This is a genomic window from Tsukamurella pulmonis (assembly GCF_900103175.1).
In the GTDB taxonomy this organism is placed as follows: domain Bacteria; phylum Actinomycetota; class Actinomycetes; order Mycobacteriales; family Mycobacteriaceae; genus Tsukamurella; species Tsukamurella pulmonis.
The window spans coordinates 2,608,027-2,627,459 of the sequence record NZ_FNLF01000002.1 but is presented as its reverse complement, the minus strand read 5'-3'; the positions used below and the strand labels follow the sequence as shown (position 1 = coordinate 2,627,459).

The 19,433-nt window shown below is 74.2% G+C and carries 17 protein-coding genes; 10 read left to right on the top strand and 7 right to left on the bottom strand.

The features are described 5' to 3' along the window. Positions 1 to 1,005 carry an EamA family transporter gene (locus BLQ62_RS12885; RefSeq protein WP_068567582.1) on the top strand — a complete coding sequence of 335 codons (1,005 nt, stop codon included), beginning with the start codon at positions 1 to 3 and terminating at the stop codon, positions 1,003 to 1,005. Here the strand turns inward: BLQ62_RS12885 and BLQ62_RS12880 are convergent. After that, complete coding sequence (locus tag BLQ62_RS12880; protein WP_160126313.1) at positions 914 to 1,420, bottom strand: GNAT family N-acetyltransferase; 507 nt, start codon at positions 1,418 to 1,420, stop codon at positions 914 to 916. The genes BLQ62_RS12885 and BLQ62_RS12880 overlap by 92 nt on opposite strands. Positions 1,421 to 1,512: 92 nt before the next feature. On the opposite strand from BLQ62_RS12880, the gene BLQ62_RS12875 reads away from it, so the two are divergent. After that, positions 1,513 to 2,385: a hypothetical protein gene (locus BLQ62_RS12875; RefSeq protein ID WP_068536058.1), complete on the top strand. Its 873-nt coding sequence runs from the start codon at positions 1,513 to 1,515 to the stop codon at positions 2,383 to 2,385. A 148-nt stretch (positions 2,386 to 2,533) separates the two neighbouring features. Continuing rightward, positions 2,534 to 3,238 carry a PadR family transcriptional regulator gene (locus tag BLQ62_RS12870; protein WP_068536056.1) on the top strand — a complete coding sequence of 235 codons (705 nt, stop codon included), beginning with the start codon at positions 2,534 to 2,536 and terminating at the stop codon, positions 3,236 to 3,238. On the opposite strand, the gene BLQ62_RS12865 is transcribed toward BLQ62_RS12870, so the two are convergent. Genes BLQ62_RS12865 through modA form a run of 3 tightly spaced genes read right to left on the bottom strand, consistent with a single transcriptional unit; the run spans position 3,207 to position 5,769 of the window. Continuing rightward, positions 3,207 to 4,202 carry a sulfate/molybdate ABC transporter ATP-binding protein gene (locus BLQ62_RS12865; protein ID WP_068567579.1) on the bottom strand — a complete coding sequence of 332 codons (996 nt, stop codon included), beginning with the start codon at positions 4,200 to 4,202 and terminating at the stop codon, positions 3,207 to 3,209. The genes BLQ62_RS12870 and BLQ62_RS12865 overlap by 32 nt on opposite strands. Continuing rightward, positions 4,190 to 4,990 (bottom strand): ABC transporter permease, encoded by an 801-nt coding sequence (locus BLQ62_RS12860; protein WP_068536198.1) that lies wholly within the window; start codon positions 4,988 to 4,990, stop codon positions 4,190 to 4,192. The genes BLQ62_RS12865 and BLQ62_RS12860 overlap by 13 nt, the downstream gene beginning before the upstream one ends. Further along, positions 4,987 to 5,769, bottom strand: a complete 783-nt coding sequence (gene modA / locus BLQ62_RS12855) for a molybdate ABC transporter substrate-binding protein (RefSeq protein WP_068567578.1) — start codon at positions 5,767 to 5,769, stop codon at positions 4,987 to 4,989. Before modA ends, BLQ62_RS12860 begins: the two co-directional genes overlap by 4 nt. A gap of 50 nt (positions 5,770 to 5,819) precedes the next feature. Between modA and BLQ62_RS12850 the strand changes: the two genes are divergently transcribed. Continuing rightward, entirely contained in the window at positions 5,820 to 6,254 is a 435-nt protein-coding gene (locus BLQ62_RS12850) for an acyl-CoA thioesterase (RefSeq protein ID WP_068567576.1), read from the top strand. Here the strand turns inward: BLQ62_RS12850 and BLQ62_RS12845 are convergent. Beyond that, on the bottom strand, positions 6,251 to 6,763 hold the full coding sequence (locus BLQ62_RS12845; RefSeq protein WP_068567574.1) for a DUF1990 domain-containing protein: 513 nt from the start codon (positions 6,761 to 6,763) through the stop codon (positions 6,251 to 6,253). The two genes, BLQ62_RS12850 and BLQ62_RS12845, sit on opposite strands and share 4 nt — an antisense overlap. Positions 6,764 to 6,782: 19 nt before the next feature. Beyond that, complete coding sequence (locus tag BLQ62_RS12840; RefSeq protein ID WP_068567572.1) at positions 6,783 to 7,631, bottom strand: DMT family transporter; 849 nt, start codon at positions 7,629 to 7,631, stop codon at positions 6,783 to 6,785. A gap of 80 nt (positions 7,632 to 7,711) precedes the next feature. Here BLQ62_RS12840 and BLQ62_RS12835 point away from each other — a divergent pair, with 80 nt between their 5' ends. Genes BLQ62_RS12835 through BLQ62_RS12810 form a run of 6 tightly spaced genes read left to right on the top strand, consistent with a single transcriptional unit; the run spans position 7,712 to position 18,389 of the window. Next, positions 7,712 to 8,143: a type II toxin-antitoxin system Rv0910 family toxin gene (locus tag BLQ62_RS12835; RefSeq protein WP_068536044.1), complete on the top strand. Its 432-nt coding sequence runs from the start codon at positions 7,712 to 7,714 to the stop codon at positions 8,141 to 8,143. Between the two features lie 34 nt (positions 8,144 to 8,177). Beyond that, positions 8,178 to 8,984: an HAD family hydrolase gene (locus tag BLQ62_RS12830; RefSeq protein WP_160126314.1), complete on the top strand. Its 807-nt coding sequence runs from the start codon at positions 8,178 to 8,180 to the stop codon at positions 8,982 to 8,984. Between the two features lie 31 nt (positions 8,985 to 9,015). Next, positions 9,016 to 12,333 (top strand): exodeoxyribonuclease V subunit gamma, encoded by a 3,318-nt coding sequence (gene recC / locus BLQ62_RS12825; RefSeq protein ID WP_068567570.1) that lies wholly within the window; start codon positions 9,016 to 9,018, stop codon positions 12,331 to 12,333. Continuing rightward, a complete protein-coding gene (locus tag BLQ62_RS12820; protein ID WP_068567568.1) occupies positions 12,333 to 15,686 on the top strand; it encodes a UvrD-helicase domain-containing protein in 3,354 nt (1,117 codons plus the stop codon). Before recC ends, BLQ62_RS12820 begins: the two co-directional genes overlap by 1 nt. Continuing rightward, complete coding sequence (recD, locus tag BLQ62_RS12815) at positions 15,623 to 17,500, top strand: exodeoxyribonuclease V subunit alpha (RefSeq protein ID WP_068567566.1); 1,878 nt, start codon at positions 15,623 to 15,625, stop codon at positions 17,498 to 17,500. The genes BLQ62_RS12820 and recD overlap by 64 nt, the downstream gene beginning before the upstream one ends. A gap of 7 nt (positions 17,501 to 17,507) precedes the next feature. Beyond that, positions 17,508 to 18,389, top strand: coding sequence for a hypothetical protein (locus BLQ62_RS12810; RefSeq protein WP_068567564.1), 882 nt, complete (start codon positions 17,508 to 17,510; stop codon positions 18,387 to 18,389). On the opposite strand, the gene BLQ62_RS12805 is transcribed toward BLQ62_RS12810, so the two are convergent. Then, positions 18,386 to 19,429, bottom strand: coding sequence for a zinc-binding dehydrogenase (locus BLQ62_RS12805; RefSeq protein ID WP_068567559.1), 1,044 nt, complete (start codon positions 19,427 to 19,429; stop codon positions 18,386 to 18,388). The two genes, BLQ62_RS12810 and BLQ62_RS12805, sit on opposite strands and share 4 nt — an antisense overlap. Positions 19,430 to 19,433 lie beyond the last annotated feature (4 nt).

The following is a 19,433-nucleotide window of genomic DNA, read 5'->3' as shown; positions in this document are numbered from 1 at the left end:
ATGGGTCGGGGTATCGCAATCGCACTGTTGTCGGGGTTCGCGTTCGCGATGTCCGGCCCGTTCGGGAAGCCGCTGCTGGAATCGGGGTGGAGTCCGGCGGGCGTGGTCCTGGTGCGGATCTGGATCGCGGCCCTGGTGACCGGTGTCCCGATGCTGCTCTTCGCGCGCGAGCGCCTGGCGACCCTGTGTCGCGCCCCGTTCACGGTGCTCGCGTACGGCGTCCTGGCCGTGATCGGCGTCCAGCTGGCGTACTTCAACGCCATCGCGCACATGTCGGTCACCGTCGCCCTGCTCATCGAGTTCTCCGCTCCGCTGCTGGTGCTCGTCTACCTCTGGGCCCGGTTCGGGCAGCGTCCCACGCTCAAGACCGTGCTCGGCGCCGTGCTCGCGGTCGCCGGGCTGATCGCCGTCGTCGGGGCCGCGTCGGGCGGCGCGGTCGTGACGCCCGTCGGGTTGGCGTGGGCCTTCCTGTCGCTGATCGGTCTCGCGGCGTACTTCCTGCTCGCGGAGGACGGCACCAAGGCCGATGCGATCGACGTGGCGAGCGCGCAGAAGCCCGGCGTCGACCAGCTGGCGCTGGCGGTCGGCGGCCTCGTGGTCGGTGCGGTGGTGCTCTCCGCCACCTCGCTGGCCGGGATCACTCCGGTGCGCGTCACCACCGAGCCCGTCGTGCTCGGCGGGCTCGGCACCACCCCCTGGTGGGTGCCGGCCGTGGTGATCGGCGCGATCGCCACGGGGCTCGCGTACGTCGCGGGCATCCTCGCCATCAACATGGTGGGGCCCACCTTGGCGTCGTTCCTCGGTTTCTCCGAGGTGATCGCGGCGGGCGTCGTCGCGTGGCTGATGCTGGGGGAGGCGCTCACGCCGGTCCAGATCGGCGGTGCGATCGCGATCGTGGCGGGTGTGATCGCGGTCAAGCGGGGCGAGCAGCGCGGGGGTGCGCGGCCAGCCGCGCCAGCCAGTCCGCACGATGCAGTTCGTACTCCACCCGCGCGTACGGCGTGAGGTCCGCGCCGTCCTCGACGCCCAGGTCCACCTCGCCCTGCAGGGACTCCCAATCGAGCATGGCGATGTCGAGCTGGTGCATGCCCAACCCGGCGAGGACGCGCCGCGAGGCGAGGTTCGACCACGCGGTGGACGCGTAGACGCGCCCCGTGAGGCGCTGCTCGAAGGCGTGGCCCACGAGCGCGTGCGCCGCTTCGGCGCAGAAGCCCCGACGACGGTGCGCGTCCGCGACCGCGTAGCTCAGCTCCAGTCCGCGTGCACGGCTGTGCCGCGACGCGCGCAGGGCGATGCGGCCGAGCGTGCGGCGCGAATGTCGATCGACGATGTGGAACCGACCGTCGGCGTCGCCGACGCCGGTGGCGGGCGCGAGATGCAGGCGTGCCGTCTCGATGTGCACGTGCAAATCACCCCTCACACGGCCCAGAGTAGCCTCTCCGGCTCGTCGTGCGGCGTAGTTCGCGCGGGTGTCGCGACGGTCGCGCCGCTCCGGCTGCCATACTGTCCGGCGTGACGTACCGAATCGCTCTTGCCACCTCCGCGGCGCAGCCGGACACCGACGACCGCGGCCAGGAGATCCTCTCGGCCCTGCGCGCCGCCGGACACGAGGCCGAGGCCGCCGTGTGGTCCGATTCCGCCGTCGACTGGGAGCAGTTCGACGCGATCGTGATCGCCGGTGCCTGGGACTACGCGCAGCGCTACGACGACTTCCTGGGCTGGGCCTGGCGCGCCGCCGCCCAGTCGCTCGTGCTCAACCCGGAGCCGCTGGTCCGCTGGTACGCCGACAAGCGCTACCTGCGGGACTACGAGTCCGAGGGCATCCCGATCGTGTCGACGCAGTTCATCACCGTGCACGACGCGACGCTCGACCACGACTACCTCGGCACCGAGCACCTGGTGCGCCCGTCGATCAGTGGCGGCCTCGCCGAGTCCTTCCGCTTCGGCCCGGGGGACGACGACGCGAGCCGCGCCAAGCTGGACGAGATCAAGGCCAGCGGCAGCAGCGTGATGGTGTTCCCGTACTCGGTCGAGGCCGGCGGTGTCTCCCTGGTCTACATCGGGGGCGAGTTCAGCCACGCCTTCGGCCGGGACCTCGCCGCCGAGATCAATGCCGAGCCGACCGAGGGGCGTCCTGCCGAGGTCCTCGTCGACGCCGAGCCGACGGATGCCGAGCGCGCGGTCGCCGAGGCCGCGCTCAAGCCGATCGACCCGGCCAACCCGCCCCTGTACGTGCGCGTGGACCTCGTCCGCACGCCCGGTGGCGAGCCCGTGGTCCTCGAGGTCCAGGTCGTGCAGCCGGATCTGCACCTCGAGCGCATCGACGGTGGCGCGGAGAAGTTCGCGCAGGCCGTGATCGATCGGGTGGCCGCCGCGAAGGCCTGACCCGCACCTTTCGACGTGATCGACGTCCCCGCCCGGACTCCGGGCGGGGACGTCGTCGTTTCCAGGGGTTGCCATCGACGCTATCGCGATATATCGTGAACGCATCGGGTTGCGAAACATGCGACCCCCTACCGAAAGGAGTGCCACCATGCGTAGGCACACTCACGATGATCAGCGTTTCGAGGGCCGCGGTGCCCGCACCTGCGACGACCGGTTCGAGGGCCGCTTCGACGGCCGGTTCCGGCAGGGCGGTTTCCCCGGCGGGCCCGGCTTCGGCCCCGGCGGCCCCGGTCCGTTCGGCCCCGGAGGACCGGGTGGTCCCGGCGGACACGGACGGGGCGGCCACCGCGGCCGCGGCCGCCGCGGCGTCCAGCGCGGCGACGTCCGGATCGCGGTCCTCAAGCTGCTGGAGGTCGAGCCCATGCACGGCTACCAGATCGTCTCCTCGATCGAGGAGCGCACGGCCGGTGCGTGGAAGCCCAGCCCCGGGGCCATCTACCCCACGCTCAGCCAGCTCGAGGACGAGGGGCTCATCACCATCGAGCGGGAGAACGGCCGCAAGGTCGCCACGCTCACCGACGCGGGGCGCGAGTACATCGCGACCGCCCTCGCCGACGCCCCTGATCCGTTCGCCGGATTCGACGGCGGCTCGGCCGAGCGCGGCCATCTTCGCGAGACGCTGCGCGAGCTGCACGAGGTCACTCGCCGGGTGGCCCGCACGGGGAACGCCGAGCAGACCGCCGCCGTCGATGCCATCCTCGGCGACGCGATCAAGCAGGTCTACCTGCTGCTCGCCGGTGTCGACCGGACCCCGCCGTCGGCTACCGACGCGGGGGAGCCGGGCGCGCAGTAGCCGCCCGGCCGGCCCGCGCCGGGTCCGGGAGCAGTCGCACCGCGTCGCCGGGGTGCAGCTCCCGGTACCGCTCGGCCGGCAGCTCCGCGACCACGGTCGCCCCCTGCTCGACCCGCGCGGTCACCCGGCAGTGGCCGCCCGCCACCGTCACTTCGACGACGGTGCCGGGCATCCCGGCACCGTCGGGCCCGTCCACCCGTACCGTGTTCGGTGCGAACACGCGCACACCGTCGCCGTCCGGCAGCAGGTTCATCCCTGCGAGCCGGGCGGCGAACGGCGTCGCGGGGGCGAGCAGCAGGTCCGCGGCCGGCCGGTGATCGCTCACCCGGCCGTCGTCGAGCACCGCGGCCTCGTCGGCGAGCGACACCACGTCGGCCGCGTCGTGCGTGATGAGCACGCAGGTCAGGTCCCGCAGCAGCGCGCGCAGTAGCGACCGCACCTCGGCGCGCGCCGAGACGTCCAGCGCGGAGAGCGGCTCGTCGAGCAGGAGGACCTTCGGTTCCGCGGCGAGCGCCCGCGCCAGGGCGACCCGCTGAGCCTGACCGCCACTGAGTTCGGTGGGTCGACGGTCGCGCAGGTGCTCCGCGCCCACCGCGGCCAGCCAGCGATCGGCCGCCTCCGCCGCCGCGCGACGGTTCGCGCCGGCGCTGCGGGGCGCGAAGGCCACGTTGGCGTGCACCCGCAGGTGGGGGAACAGCCGGGCGGTCTGGCCCAGCAGCGCCACGCGGCGCCGGTACGCGGGGACCCAGCGGCCGTCGTCGTCGAACACCGTCTCCCCGGCCACGACGATGCGCCCGGCGTCCGGGCGCAGCAGCCCCGCGACGGCGCCCGCCACCGTCGACTTGCCCGTGCCGTTCGGGCCGAGTAGTGCCAAGGTGCGCCCCTCGGGCACGGTGAACCGCGTGTCGACGCCGCGCGCGGCGACGGTCGCGTCGACCTCGAGTCCCGCCGTCACCTCCGCCACGACCGCACCCCGTACACCGCCGAGACGATGACCGCCGCGGCGGCGAGCAGCACCAGCGAGAGCGCGACCGCCGCCTGCGGGTCGGTCTCGTTGCGCAGGTAGATCTCGAGCGGCAGCGTGCGGGTGGTCCCCGCCAGAGAGCCCGCGAAGGTCAAGGTGGCGCCGAACTCGCCGAGAGCCCGCGCGAAGGTCAGCACGACGCCCGACGCGATCGACGGCAGCACCAGTGGCAGCGTGATCCGCCGCAGCACGGTGGACGGCCGCGCACCGAGCGTCGCGGCCGTGTGCTCGAAATCGGTGCCCAGCGTGCGCAGTGCGCCCTCCACGGCCAGCACTAGGAAGGGCAGCGCGACGAAGGCCTGCGCGAGCACCACCGCCACCGTCGTGAACGCGATGTGCTCGCCGATCCCGCCGTGCTGGCCGACCAGGCCGCGCCGGCCGAACGCGTAGAGCAGCGCGATGCCGCCGACGACGGGCGGCAGCACCAGCGGCAGCAGCACCAGCGGCCGCAGAACTCCGACGAAGCGGGATCGGCTGCGCGCCAGGACGACCCCCAGCGGCACGCCGAGCAGGATGCACACGAGGGTCGCCGCGGAGGACGTCTGCAATGACAGCACCAGCGCGGTCCGTGAGTCCGGCGAGGTGACCAGCTCGCCGAACCGCGGCCAGTCCACCTTCGCGACGATGGCGACGAGCGGCACCAGCACGAGCGCCGCGCCGAGCGCAGCCGGCAGGACGATCCAGCGGGGGTGGGTCCGGACAGGGGCGGACCGGGTGCGCGAGGTCAGCTCGGGGCCCCGAAACCCGCGTCCGCGAGCGCCGAGCGGCCCTCGGGTCCGCGGACGAAGTCCACGAACGCCTTCGCGCCCTCGGCGTTCTTCGCGCCGGACAACGGCGCGATCGGGTAGACGTTGACCGCGTCGTCGGCCTGCGGGAAGTCGACCGACCCGACGGCGCCGCCGGTGCCCTTGACGTCCGTGCGGTAGACCAGGCCCGCGTCGGCCTGGCCGTGCCGGACCTTGGCGAGCACGCTCGAGACCGCGTCCTCCTCGCTCACGGGGGCGAGAGTGACGCCCGCGGCCGAGGTGACCTTCGCCGTGGCGGCGCCGCACGGCACGGGCTGCGCGCAGACGACGACCGAGACGCCCGGCTTCGTGAGGTCCGCGAGTCCGGTGATGTCCTTCGGATTGCCGGGCGCGGTCGCGATCGTGAGCACGTTGGTCGCGAACGGCTCCGCCTGCGCCACCAGGCCCGCGGTGCGTGCGCGGTCCATGGTGGGCGTGTCCGCCGTGGCGAAGACATCGGCCGGCGCGCCCTGGTTGAGCTGGGTGAGCAGGCCGGAGGAGCCGCCGAAGGAGAACTTCACGCCGGTGCCCGGGTGCTGCGCGCCGAACCGCGCGCCGAGCTTCTCGAACGTGGCCTGCAGGCTGGCCGCGGCGTACACGATCACGGTGCCGGAACCGCCGGCCGCCGAGGACGGGGCGGCGTCCGGTGGCGTGTTCGAGGTCGAACACGCGGCGACCGCCGCCGCGAGCGCCGCGGCGGCGAGCAGTCGTGTGGCGCGCATCGCATCTCCCGGTGACAGGTTCTCGGACGGTCGTGCTCGACAATAGCCCCATGGCAAGTCAAGAGGTGGCCGTCCTGCTGCGCTGGGCCGACATGGACGCACTGCAGCACATCAACAACGTCGCGATGCTGCGACTGCTCGAGGAGGCCCGGATCCGGTTCCTCACCGAGTGGGTCGCGCAGCCCGAGGGGCCCACGGTGACGATGTTCGTCGCGCACCAGGAGATCGACTACCTCGCGCCCCTGCTGTATTCGCCCGAACCGGTGCGGATCGCGTTGCGGGTCACGCGGATCGGACGGTCGGGCTTCGACGTGGGCTACGAGGTGATCGAGCCGGGCGGCGCGACCGTCGCGATCGCCGAGACGTCGCTGGTCGTGGTGGATGCCGCCGGCCGTCCGTCGGAGCTCCCCGCGGCGCTGCGCACCGAACTGGCCGGTCTGGTGGGCGATCCGATCCCGTTCCGGCGCCGCCGCTCCGGGTCCTAGCGGGCCACCGCGGCCAGATAGCGCCGGGTCATGGTCGCCTGGAGCGCGCGGGCGACGGGCGCACCGAGACGGGTGTACCACCTGCCCGGCCGGGAGAACGCGGCGATCACCGCGACCACGGCACCGTCGGGCCGCAATTCGACGGAGAAGAGCTCCTCGCCGCTCTCCGGATGCCCGGGCAGCGTGCCGTAGGCGAAGCCGGCGCGGTCGGGTTCATCGACGACGTAGACCACTCGGCAGGGGATCCGGATCGGGCCGAACAGCGGGGCGCTCAGCACCAGGACCGTCCCGGGCCGCGCCCGAGACGTGCTCGCGCGCACCCGCATCCCGGCGCCGCGCTGCATGCCGTAGGTCATGATCGACTCCCGCACCGCCGCGAAGTCCTCCGCCCCGCGGCCCACCACGCGCTCCGCCCGGTTGCCGTGCGCATCGGCAGGCGGGACGCCGCGCGTCGCACCGACCTCGGCGTAGGTGAAGGGCGCGTCCGCCAGCGCCGCGAGTTCCGTCATACCGCCCGACGGTACGCCGCTACCGCCCGGCCAGGCGGGCGGCCGCGATCGCGCCGACGACGCCCGAGGCGATCACCGCGACGCCGTGCCAACCCGTCAGCGTGACCGATTCGTGCAGCACGACGGCGCCCAGCGCTGCCGCGCACAGTGGCTCGGCGAGCGTGATCGCGGGCAACGACGCCGCGATCGGGGCCGGCTGGAAGGCCCTCTGCTGCAGGTACATCGCGCCGATCCCGGCCAGGACCAGCACGTACAGGCGCCAGTCCGTGAACAGCCGCAGCGTGTTCGCGAGGAAGGGGGCGTGCTCGTAGGAGGTCAGCACGGGCTTGGTCAGCACCGTCGCCACGCCGAACAGCACGCCCGCGGCGACGCCGAAGGACAGTGCCCGGGTGCGGCCGGGCAGCGACCGCACCAGTCCGACACCCGTGGCGGCCGCCGCGACGACGCCCACCGTCAGCAGAGCGGGCAGCCAAGCCGTCCCCGGAGCGTCGGCCGCGCCCTCCGTCGGCCGGCCCGCGATGAGGAACACCGCGAGCGCGACCGCGAGCAGTACGGCGTAGGTCCACTCGCGGGCGGTGACCCGGGTGTGGTTGAGCAGCGCGGAGACGGGCAGCGCGAACAGGAGTGCCGCGACGATCAGCGGCTGCACGACGAGCACCGGTCCGAGCGCGAGCGCCCACGCCTGCAGGGCGTAGCCGCCGAGGTCGCCGAGGAGGCCGAGCCACCACCGCGGCCGTCGGATCAGCTGCGCGATCAGCGGCGTCCCCTCGTCGACGCTCGCCGCCTCGCTCTGCTGCGCCGCGGAGCCGCACGCGAAGAGGAACGCGGCGACGAGGGCGAGGACGACCGAGGCGGAGGTGGCGGACACGCGAGGAATCTACGCTCGGGCGGTGGTGGTGCGGCGTCGCACGCTAAGTTCGACAGCAGCAACTCGCGAAGGAGGACACCGTGGCGAAGGTCGAGAGCAGGGTCGAGGTGGCGCTGCCGCCGGAGGAGGCGTGGGCCAAGGCCGCGGACCTGGAGACGCTGCCGCAGTGGGTGACGCTGCACGACGGGTGGCGCGGCCCGCTGCCCGAGCTCGCGACGGGCGCGAAGATCGCCTGTGTGGTGAAGGTCAAGAACTTCCGCAACCGGGTCGACTGGACCATCACCGAATACGATCCGCCGCGCCGGCTGGTGCTCGACGGCAAGGGCGTCGCGGGCACGAAGTACAAGCTCACTGTCACGATCGCACCCGCGAGTGGCGGCTCGACCATCGCGCTGCGCGCCGACCTCGGCGGTGCCCCGCTGTTCGGTCCCATCGGCGCGACGGTGGCGCGGGCGCTCAAGGGCGACATCGCGCAGTCACTCGCGACCTACAAGCGGATGTACGAGAAGTAACGGGCGCGTCGGCGGGAGGCGGAGGGAGAGCGGCGTGGAGCTCACGGAGCTGGTGGGCGCGGCGGTCCGCGGTGGCCTGGGCTGGGGTGCGGAGACGCTCGCCCGCCTCCGGCAGCGCTCCGGGATCGACGGTCCGCGGCCCTGTGACGGCCTGATCCTCGATGTGGACGACACCCTCGTCGACACCGACGCGGCCCTGCGCACCGCCGCCCGCGCGGCGGCGCTGGAGGTCTGGCCGACCACGAGCGCGGCGGTGCGCGAGGGCTTCGCGGAGCTCTTCCTCGCCGATCCGGAGGGCGTGTTCGGTCGCTACACGGTGGGGGAGCTGCGCTTCCACGAGATGCGCAAGGCCCGGATCGCCGTCGCGGCCGAACGCTCGGGGCTGCTGTGGGAGGCGCGCCGGTACCGGCGCTTCTGCAGCGGATTCGACCCGGCCTTCGCCGCGGCGCAGCACCTGTTCCCCGATGCGATGCCCGCTGTCGTGGCTGCGGAGCGGTGGGGGATCGCCGTGGTGCTGCTGACGAATTCGTCCTCGCCCGCCACCCGGATGAAGCTGCAGGTGCTCGGCGTCGCCGACCGGTTCGAGCACGTGGTGACCACCGACACGCTCGGCATCGGCAAGCCCGATCCCAGCGTCTTCCTGCACGCCTGCGAGCTGGCCGGGGCGGCACCGGAGGCGTGCGTCGCGGTGGGCGACAACTACCGCAACGACGTGGCGGCCGCCCGCGAGGCGGGGCTGCGCGGACTCTGGCTCGACCGCACCGGGCGGGGCGTCGCGGGGGAGCCGCCCGCGATCCGCTCACTCGCCGAACTGCCGGCTGCGCTGACCCGGGCGGTCTGACCTGTCGGTGCCCCGTGTTAGAACTGCGCCCATGCTCACCGTGCACCGCTCCGACCGCGGCGACGTCCTGTTGGACGCGCTCGCCGAGGTGCTGGCCGTGCCCGGTGCCGATCCGTTCGTCCCGGAGCTGATCGCCGTCCCCGCGCGCGGCGTCGAGCGGTGGATCGTCCAGGGACTGGCCTCGCGGCTGGGCATCGCGGCGAACATCGAGTTCCCCACGCCCGCCGCCCTCGTGGCCGATGCGGTGGGCGCCGCGTCGGGGATCGCGCCCGACGAGGACCCGTGGCGCGGTGAGCGGCTGGCGTGGCTCGTGCTCGCGGCGATCGACGCGATGGCCTTCGAGCCGGGCGGCGCCGTGCTGGCCCGCCACCTGGGCGTGGTGCGCCCCGGCGGGTGGACCGATCAGCCCGGCCACCGGCCGCGCCGCAGGTACCCCACGGCGGAGCTGCTGGCGGGCCTGCTGCGCTCGTACGGCGCGAACCGGCCGGGCATGCTCGCCGCGTGGGCCGCCGGCGACGACAGCGACGGGCTGGGCGCGCAGCTGCCGGAGGACTTGCGCTGGCAGGCCGAGCTCTTCCGCCGCGTCCGCGACCTCGCGGGCGTCCCCAGCCCCGCCGAACGGCTCGAGGACGCGTGCGCGCGGCTGCGGGACGAGCCGGGTCTCGTCGCCCTGCCCGAACGCCTGTCCGTCTACGGCCCCACCCGGCTCCCGTGCGATCAGCGGGCGGTGCTCGCGGCACTCGCCGCCGGCCGCGAGGTGCACCTGTGGCTCCCGCACCCCAGCCCCGCACTCTGGTCCGCTTCATCGGGCGGGTCGCCCGCCGCGCCCGCGGGTCCGGTGCCGCGCTCCGTCGGCGCGCCGGCGCGCAACCCGCTGCTGGCCTCCCTCGGGCACGAGGCACGGGAGCTGCAACAGCTCGTCGCGCCGCTCGCCCACGCCGACCTGCACCACCCGTCGCCGCCGCGCCCGGCCACCCTGCTCGGCGCACTGCAGAGCGCGCTGGCGCAGGACCGCCCGCCGGTCGCGGCGCACGCCCCCGACGGTTCGCTCGAGTTCCACGCCTGCCACGGCCCGGCCCGCATGATCGAGGTGCTGCGCGAGCGACTGGTGCGGCTCTTCGAGGACGATCCCACGCTGCAGCCCCGGGACGTGCTGGTCTCCTGCCCGGACATCGAGACCTACGCCCCGCTCATCCGCTCCGCCTTCGGGCAGGCGGTCGCCGGGCCGGAGGGCGGCCCTGGCGGCGGGGAGGAGGCCGTGCACCCCGGGCAGCGGCTGCGGGTGCGCCTGGCGGACCGGGCGCTGCGGTTCACCAATCCGCTGCTCGACGCACTGGTCACCGTTCTCGAGATCGCCGACGGCCGGGCCACGATCGCGCAGGTGCTCGACCTGGCGGCCACTGAGCCCGTGCGCCGCCGGTACCGGTTCGGGGACGCCGAGATCGAGCGGCTCCGCGCGTGGGCCGGTCCCTCCGGCGCCCGCTGGGGCCTCGACGCCACCGGGCGCGAGCGCTACGGGCTCGGCGGCTTCCCGCAGAACACGCTGGCCACAGCACTGGACCGGATCGTGCTCGGTGTGGTCGCCGACGAGGCGCAGGGCGAGTGGCTCGGTCTCGGTCTACCGCTCGACGACGTCGACTCCACCGACATCGATCTCGTCGGCCGGTTCGCCGAGTTTCTGGCGGTGCTCACCCGCGCGAGCGCGGAGAGCCGCGGCAGACGGTCGGCCCGCGCGTGGGCGGCGTCCCTGCAGGAGCTGGTCGGTGAGGTGGGCGCCGTGCCGGCGGCGGACTCCTGGCAGGTCACCCAGGCGGGGCGCGAGATCACCGCGGCGCTGCGCGACGGCGCCGACCGGGACCTCACCCTCACCGAGGTCCGCGCGATGCTCGGCACGCGCCTGGCGGCGAAACCCACCCGCGCGAACTTCCGCACGGGTGAGCTGACGGTGTGCACCCTGGTGCCGATGCGCTCGGTGCCGCACCGGGTCGTGGTGCTGCTCGGGCTCGACGACGAGGTGTTCCCGCGTTCGACCCGCTACTCGGGCGACGACGTGCTCGGCCGCACGCCCTGCGTGGGTGAGCGGGATCCGCGCGCCGAGGACCGTGAACTCTTCCTCGACGCCGTGACCAGCGCGACCGACCGGCTGCTGGTGTTCTACACCGGTGCGGACCCGGTGAAGGGAACCCGGCGCCCGCCCGCGGTGCCCGCCTCCGAACTGCGCGACGCCGCCCAGGCGCTGCTCATCGAGCCGGACGCCGCCGGCCTCGAGTTCCGGCACCCGCTGCAGCCCTTCGACCCGGTGAACTTCGACCCCGCCGCGTTCGGCGGGCGCGTGCCCTTCTCCTTCGATCCCGCGGCTTACGCGGGCGCGGTCGCCGCGCTCGGCGAGCCCGCCCCGCCGGAGCCGTTCCTCGCCAAGCCGCTGCTCGCCGCCGCGGTCGAGGACGTCGACCTCGACGCGCTGGTCCGATTCTGCGAGCATCCGGTCAAGGCGTTCCTGCGGCAGCGCCTCGGCTTCACGGTTCCCGACGCGGACGACGAGCTCGCCGAGGCCCTGACCATCGCCCCGGACGGGCTGCAGAAGTGGGACATCGGGGAGCGGATGCTCGCCTCCGCGCTGGCCGGGGTGCCGCCGGAGAAGTTCGCCGCCGCCGAGGTGCGTCGCGGCACCCTGCCGCCGTTCGCCCTCGGCTCCACGGTGCTGGCCGACATCGGCGCCACCGTCGCCGAGCTCGCCCGCGTCGCCGGGCCGCTGATGACCGGTACCGCCACCACCGTGGACGTCGCCGTCGATGTGGGGGACGGCCGGCGGCTCGTCGGCTCGGTGCCGGCCGTCCGGCCCGACGGGGTGGTGCGCACCTCGTTCTCGCGCCTGGCGCCCAAACACCGCGTCGCGGCGTGGATCGCGCTGCTGGCTCTGGCCGCGGGTGGCCACGACGCGAGCGGCGCGGTGGCCGTGGGCCGGGCCCGGTTCCGCGGCGTGCTCACCTCCCGGTTGCGCGTGCCGCCCGAGCCCGCAGCGCTCCTGCGGACCGTGGTCGACCTGCGAGATCGCGGGCTGCGCGAGCCGCTGCCCCTGTTCCCGTCGGCGTCCGCGCTCTACGTCGAGCGCGGCATCGCCGGCGATCCGGCGCACCAGGCGCTCGAGGCAGCGCGCACGGACTTCGAGGGGAACTTCGGCGACGGCACGGACCGGTCGATCCGGTACGCGTTGGGCGAGCACGCCTTCGACGACGCGCTGGTCCCGCCGCGGGGCGACGAGGCGGAGTTCTCCCGCGCCGGTACGCGCTTCGGGGCCTTCGCGGCGCGCCTGTGGGTACCGATCCTCACGCACGAGGAGATGAGCTGATGAGCGCACGCGAATCCGTCCTGGGCGCGGTCCCGTTCGAGTTGACCGGCCCGCTGCCGGCCGGTCCCACCACCACGGTGCTGGAGGCGAGCGCCGGCACCGGCAAGACCTACGCCATCGTCGGGCTGCTGGCGCGCTACGTCGCCGAGGGCGTCGCCGAGCTCGGCGAGATGCTGCTCATCACGTTCTCCCGCGCCGCCACCCAGGAGCTGCGCGAGCGCGCTCGCGCGCGGCTGCTGTCGGTGGAACGGGCGCTGCGGGATCCGGCCGCTGCCGCCGCTTCGGACGACGAGCTGATCCGGCATCTGGCGGCGGGGGAGGCCGACGAGGTGGCCGCGCGGCACCGGCGCCTGGTCACCGCGCTGTCGGACTTCGACGCCGCGACCATCACCACCACCCACGGCTTCTGTCAGCGGATGCTCGACGCGCTGGGGTTGGCGGGGGACCTGGAACCCGGCGCCGTTTTCGTCGAGGACGTCGACGATCTGGTCCAGGAGGTCGCCGAGGACGTCTACCTGGGCATGTTCGCGGGGCGCGAGCGGGCGCCGTTCCCACTCGCGGACGCCCTGATCTACGCGCGCACCGTGGTCGCGAACCCGCGGGCCGCGATCACGCCCGCCGAGGCGGAGCCCGGATCGGAGACGGAACTGCGGGTCGAATACGCGCGCGCCGTGCGCCGTGAGGTCGACCGCCGCAAGCGGATGGGCAGGCTGCGCGACTACGACGACCTGCAGGGCCTGCTGCGCGACGCGCTCACCGATCCCCAGCACGGGCGCAGCGCGCGGTCCCGGTTGCAGGCGCTGTACTCGGTGGTCCTGGTGGACGAGTTCCAGGACACCGATCCGGTGCAGTGGGACATCCTGCACGCCGCCTTCCACGGCACCTGCACGTTGGTGCTGGTCGGCGACCCGAAGCAGGCGATCTACGCCTTCCGCGGCGCGGAGGTCTACAGCTACCTCAGCGCCGCCACCACCGCGGACCGGCACCAGGCGCTCACCGTCAACCACCGCTCCGACGCCCCGCTGGTCGACGCGTTGCAACACCTGTACGGCGATGTCGCCCTGGGGGATCCCCTCATCGTCGCGGGTCCCGTCGAGGCGCACCGGCGCACCTCCCGGCTCAGCGACGGTGCGCCGCTGCGGCTACGGCATCTCGGTTCGAACGGGCTCGGTCCCAAGACCCAGTCGGGGACGCCCTACGTGCGCAACGTGCGGCCCGCGGTGCTGCGCGACACGGCGGCCGACATCACCCGCACCCTGCTCTCGGGCGAGCAACTGGAGACGGCGAGCGGCGAGCGGCGGGCGTTGCGTCCCGGCGACATCGCCGTCCTGGTCCGCAAGAACGCCCACGTCGCGGAGCTGCAGTCGCTGCTCCAGGAGCACGGGGTGCCGGCCGTCGCGGCGGGCGGCGCGAGCGTGTTCAGCACCGCCGCCGCGGTCGATTGGCTGCGCGTGCTGCAGGCTCTGGAGAACCCGGGCCGCAGCGACCGCGCCCGGCTCGCCGCGCTCACCCCGCTCTTCGAGTTCACCGCCCGCGACCTGGACGAGCGCGGTGACGAACTGGTCTCCGCGATCAGCGGCCGGCTGCGCACGCTGGCGGGGATCTTCGCGCGTGCGGGCTTCGCGGCGATGTTCGACGCCCTCGCCACCCGGTCCCGGTTCGACGAGCGGCTCCTCGGGCGCGTCGGTGGGGAGCGGGTGCTCACCGACCTGCGGCACGTCGCCGAGCTCGTGCAGCACGCCACCGTCACCCTGGGGCTGGGCCTGGCCGCCGCCACGCGCTGGCTCGCCGACCGCATCGCCGATCCCGGCCTCGGCGGCACCGCCGATCCCGCGCGCCGGCTCGCGACCGACACCGCCGCGGTCCAGCTGATGACGGTGCACGCCAGCAAGGGGCTGCAGTTCCCCGTCGTCTACCTCCCGTTCGGATGGGACGACGGCTCCTTCGGCGGCAAGAAGACCTTCGTCTTCCACGACGAGCAGGGAGAGCGGCTGATCGACGTGGGCGGCGAGTACGCGCCGGGCTACGCCGAGCGGTACGCGCTCTCGCAGAAGGAGGCGGCGGGCGAGGAGCTGCGCCTGTTCTACGTCGGTGCCACCCGCGCCCAGTCGCGGCTGGTGCTGTGGTGGGCGCCCGGCACCACCACGCGCAGCTCGCCGCTGCACAGACTGCTGTTCTCCGAGGTCGGGGGAGGACGCATCCCCGCCGACCGCGCGCCGATCCCGCGGGACGCCGATGTCGCACCGAGACTGCAGGAGTGGGCCGCGCCGATCGAGGCCTCGGTGTCGATCGAGCACGTCGGCCTCGCCGAGGCCACGCCGGAGCAGTGGCGGCCGCAGGACCGCACCTATCCGGCACTCGAACTGGGCCGAGCCCACCGCCGCATCGACCCCACCTGGCGGCGCACCAGCTACTCCGCGCTCGTCGCCGACGCGGCCCACGGCCCGGCCGAGGTCACCCCCGACCCCGGCAGCGAGCCGGAGGAACCGATCACCGACGACGAGCCGGACGAGGAGCCGATGACCGCGCCGGCCGCGGCGGACGGCGCACCGTCGTCGCTGATGAACGGGCTGTCGGGCGGCGCGGTCTTCGGCACCCTGGTGCACGAGATCCTCGAGCACGTCGACACGGGCGCACCGGATCTCGCCGCGGAGGTGCTCGAACGCTGCCGCGAGGCCGCCGAGTACGGTGCCACCCCCGACGATCCGGCGGAGGTGGCCGCCGCGCTCGTCGCGGTGCTGCACACACCGCTCGGCACCGGCCCGCTCGCCCATCTGACCCTCGCCGGGATCGCGCCGGCCGACCACCTCGCCGAGCTGGACTTCGAGCTGCCCCTGGCGGAGGACGAGGGCACCCGCGCCGCGACCCTCGCCGCGATCGCCGACCTGCTCGACGAGCACCTCCCGGCCGACGATCCGCTCGCGCCGTACGCGGAGCGGCTGCGCGAGGTACCGGGTGCCGCGCTGCGCGGCTACCTCACCGGCAGCATCGACTCCGTGCTACGGATCGCGACCCCCGACGGCCCGCGGTTCACGGTGGTCGACTACAAGACGAACCGGCTCGCCCGGGGCGATCTCACGACCGCCGACTACACGGCCGAGGCGATGGCGCGGGAGATGATCTCCTCGCACTACGTGCTGCAGGCGCTGCTGTACTCGGTGGCGCTGCACCGATTCCTGTCCTGGCGCGTGCCCGGGTACGCGCCGGCCACGCACCTCGGCGTGGTGCAGTACCACTTCGTGCGCGCGATGATCGGCCCGGACAGCCCGCCCGGCGCGGGCGTCTTCGAATGGCACCCACCGGCGGCACTGGTCGTGGCGGTGTCCGAGGCGCTGGCGGGAGGTGGCGCGTGAGCAGCCCCGAGAAGACCCTGCTCGAGACCTTCGCCGAGGCGGGCGTGCTCGGTCCCGCCGATGTGCACGTCGCGGCCACGGTGGGCCGGCTGGGCGGCGAGTCCGACGAGGCGGTGCTGCTCGCGACGGCGCTCGCCACCCGCGCCGTGCGGCTCGGCTCGGTGTGCCTCGAACTGTCCCGGCTGCGCGACGTCGCGGTCGACGGGGAGGCCGAGATCGACGTGGCCGCGCTGCCGTGGCCCGAGCACGACGCCGTTCTGGCGGGCCTGCGCCGCAGCCCGCTCGTGGTGGGCGCCGCGTCGGGCCCGCTGCGCCCGCTGCGGCTGGTCGGCGACGAGCTGCTCTATCTGGACCGCTACCACCGGCAGGAGGAGACGGTCCGCGACATCCTGGACGCCCGTGCCGGTGCCGCGCCCGGCGTGGACGCCGCGCGGCTGCGCCAGGGCCTGCTCGACCGGTTCCCCGAGCCCGGGCCGGACCGGCAGCGGCTCGCGGCCGCGGCGTCGGTGCTCGGCCAGACGACGGTGCTCGCCGGCGGGCCGGGCACGGGAAAGACCTACACGGTGGCCCGGATCCTGGCGCTGCTCTTCGACCAGCACGGTCCCGACCTGCGCGTCGGACTGGCCGCGCCCACCGGCCGCGCGGCGGCGCAGCTCGCGGGCGAGGTCCGGACCCAGGGCGCGGCGCTGGGCCTTCCGCGGGAGATCCCCGCGCAGACCATTCACCGCATGCTGGGCTTCAAGCCGGGCAACGCCAGCCGGTTCCGGCACGACACCGGCAACCACCTGCCCTACGACGTGGTCGTCGTCGACGAGACCTCGATGGTCTCGCTGACCATCATGTGCCGGCTGTTGGAAGCACTGCGGCCCGAGGCGCGGCTGATCCTCGTGGGTGATCCGGATCAGCTCGCGTCGGTCGACGCGGGCGCGGTGCTCGGCGATCTCGTCGCGCGCGGGGTGACCACCGCACCGTCGCCCCAGCTCGAGGCGCTGCTCGCGGACGAGGCCGAGCGTGCGGGCGAGAACGAGGAGCCGCTCCAGGCCGGAGAGCTGGCGGACGCCGCCCGCGGGGTCGTCCGGCTGCGGCGCGGGCGCCGGTTCGCGGGTGCGCTCGGAGAGCTCGCGGACGCGGTCCGTCGCGGCGATGCGGACCGGGTGGTCGAGCTGGCCCGTGCGGGCGGCGACGGCGCCATCGAGTGGTGCGAACCCGACGATCTCGCGGGCCTGCGCGCCGACGTGGAGCGGGCGAGCGCCGTCACCGTCGGTGCCGCGCAGCGGGGCCTCGCCGCCGACGCCGCCACCGGGGTGCAGCAGCACCGGGTGCTGTGCGCGCACTCGGAGGGGCCGTCGGGCGTGACCCGGTGGGCGCAGCTCGCCGAGGAGTGGGCGGGCGTGCGCGGCGGCGGTTTCGGCTGGTACGCGGGCCAGCCGCTGTTGGTGACCGCCAACGACTACGACACCAAGGTCTACAACGGCGACGTCGGCGTCGTGATCGCGCACGAGGGCGACCCCGCCGACCTGCGGGCCGCCTTCGCCCGCGGCGGCGATGTCGCCCTCCTGTACCCGAATCAGCTCGTCGCCGTGCGCACCGTGTACGCGATGACGATCCACCGCAGCCAGGGCAGTCAGTACGAGGCCGTGTCCGTGGTGATCCCGCCCGCCGACTCGCGGCTGCTGACCCGGGAGTTGCTCTACACCGCGATCACTCGGGCCCGGCAGCGGGTGCGGCTCGTCGGCGGTGAGGAGGCGTTGCGGGCGGGAGTCGAGCGTCAGGTGTTGCGGGCGAGCGGCCTGCGGGGCGACGCCGGGGTATGACTGGGGTATGAGCGAGAGCAGGCGGGTCCTGATCCAGGGTGCCGGGGCGGTGGCCGCGGCGGCGGGGGCACTGCTCGCGGGCACCGGCGCCGACGTGCGCGCCGCCTCCCGGAGGGACGGCGCCGTCCTCACCGCCGTCGGCCCGGGTGGCGACGTGCAGCACGTCCCGGTGGTGCGCTACGCGGACGTCGGGCCGGGCACCGTCGACCTGGTGATCCTGACGTCCGCGCCCGGGGAGCTCGACGATGCGACCGTGAGCGCGCTGATCGCGGCCCGCCCGACGGTCGTCGGCGTCACGAGCCCCGTCATCGGCGATGCGGCGATCGCCCAGCGGGCCTTCCCCGAGGCCGATGTCGTCACGCTGGCGCCGGGGCTGCTGTCCTTCGCGACCTCCCGGGGAATCGAGACCCGCGCCGAGTACTGGGTGCCGCCGCTGACCCCCGCCCTGTCCGCGGTCGCGGTGGAGGGGTCGCCGCGGGACCTGCCCAAGCGCCTCGCCGCGGAGTATCCGACCGTCATCGGGCGGGCGCCCGCGAAGGCCGCGGCCGCCGTGGGCGTGCTCATGGTCCCGTACGCGGCCGAGCTGGCGATCGTCGGCGGCGACTGGCCGACGTTCCTGCGTCGGCTGCGCCGTCCCGGTCGCGCGATGGCGGAGGCGATGCGCGCCGATGTCGGGCTACCGGCCTTCGCGCCGCCCCCGGTCGTGGTCCGTGCGGTGCTGCGGCGGCTCTGCCGGACGGCGCCCTTCGACTTCCCGAAGTTCGCCGGCAACCACTTCGTCCGTCACGCGGACCAGAGCCTGCGAATCCTCGACGCGTGGCGCGCGATGACGCCGCGCGCCACGCCCGCACTCGATTCCCTCCGCGACGACCTCGCCGCGACGCTCTAGGGCTGGACGAGCAGGCGGATCGGGTTGCCCTCGTGGCGTTCGAGCCGCTCGACTCCCTCCGCGATGTCCTCCAGTGGCACGATCCCGCTGATCGACCGGGACAGGTCGAGCCGCCCCAGGGACACCAGGGTCGCGAGGGTCTCGATGTCGGCGTTCTTGTATCCGAGGTGGCCGAGCACCTGCTTCTTGGTCAGCCCGAGCATCGTCGTCGATCCGACGGTCGGTTCCTGATCGCTCATCCCGACGGAGATCAGGCGCCCGCCGACGGTGAGCTGTCCGAGCGCCTGCTCGAAGGTCGCCTTGAGGCCGACGGCATCGAACGCGACGTCGAGGCCGCGCCCGCCGGTCGCGGCCGCGATCTTCGCGCCGAGCTCCTCGTCGCGCGAGTCGAAGGCGTGGTCGGCGCCGAGTTCCAGGGCGCGCTCCAGCACCTCCGGGTTGATGTCGACCGCGATGATCGGAGCCGCGCCGACGAGCCGGGCCAACTGCACCACGTGCGTGCCGACCCCGCCCAGGCCCCACACGCCGACGGACTCCCCGACGCCGACCTTTCCGGTCCGCACCACGGCGCCGTACGGGGTCGAGACCGCGTCGGCGAGGATCGCCGCCTGCTCGAGGGGGACGTTGTCCGGGACGCGCGTCAGCCCGGACGCCTGGGCGACGGTGTACTCCGCCCACGCGCCGTCGTAGGCGAACGCCATGATCTGGACCTGAGTGCAATCGGCGAGGGCACCGCGCCGGCAGTTCGGGCACGTGGTGCACGGCCGGCCGGCGGCGACGATCACCCGGTCGCCCTCGGCCCATCCGGTGACCCCGGGCCCCAGCTTCGCGATGGTTCCCGATGCCTCATGGCCCTGGGTGACCTCCGGCAGCGTCGCCGGGAACGTGCCGTTGATCAGGCTGAGGTCCGAGTGGCAGATGCCGCAGAACGCGACCTTCACCAGCACCTCACCGGGGCCGGGCTCGGGGATCGGCACGTCCTCGACGGTGATGGTCTTCGTCTCGGCGTGGAATCGCTGCGCGCGCATCGTGGAGGTCATGGCT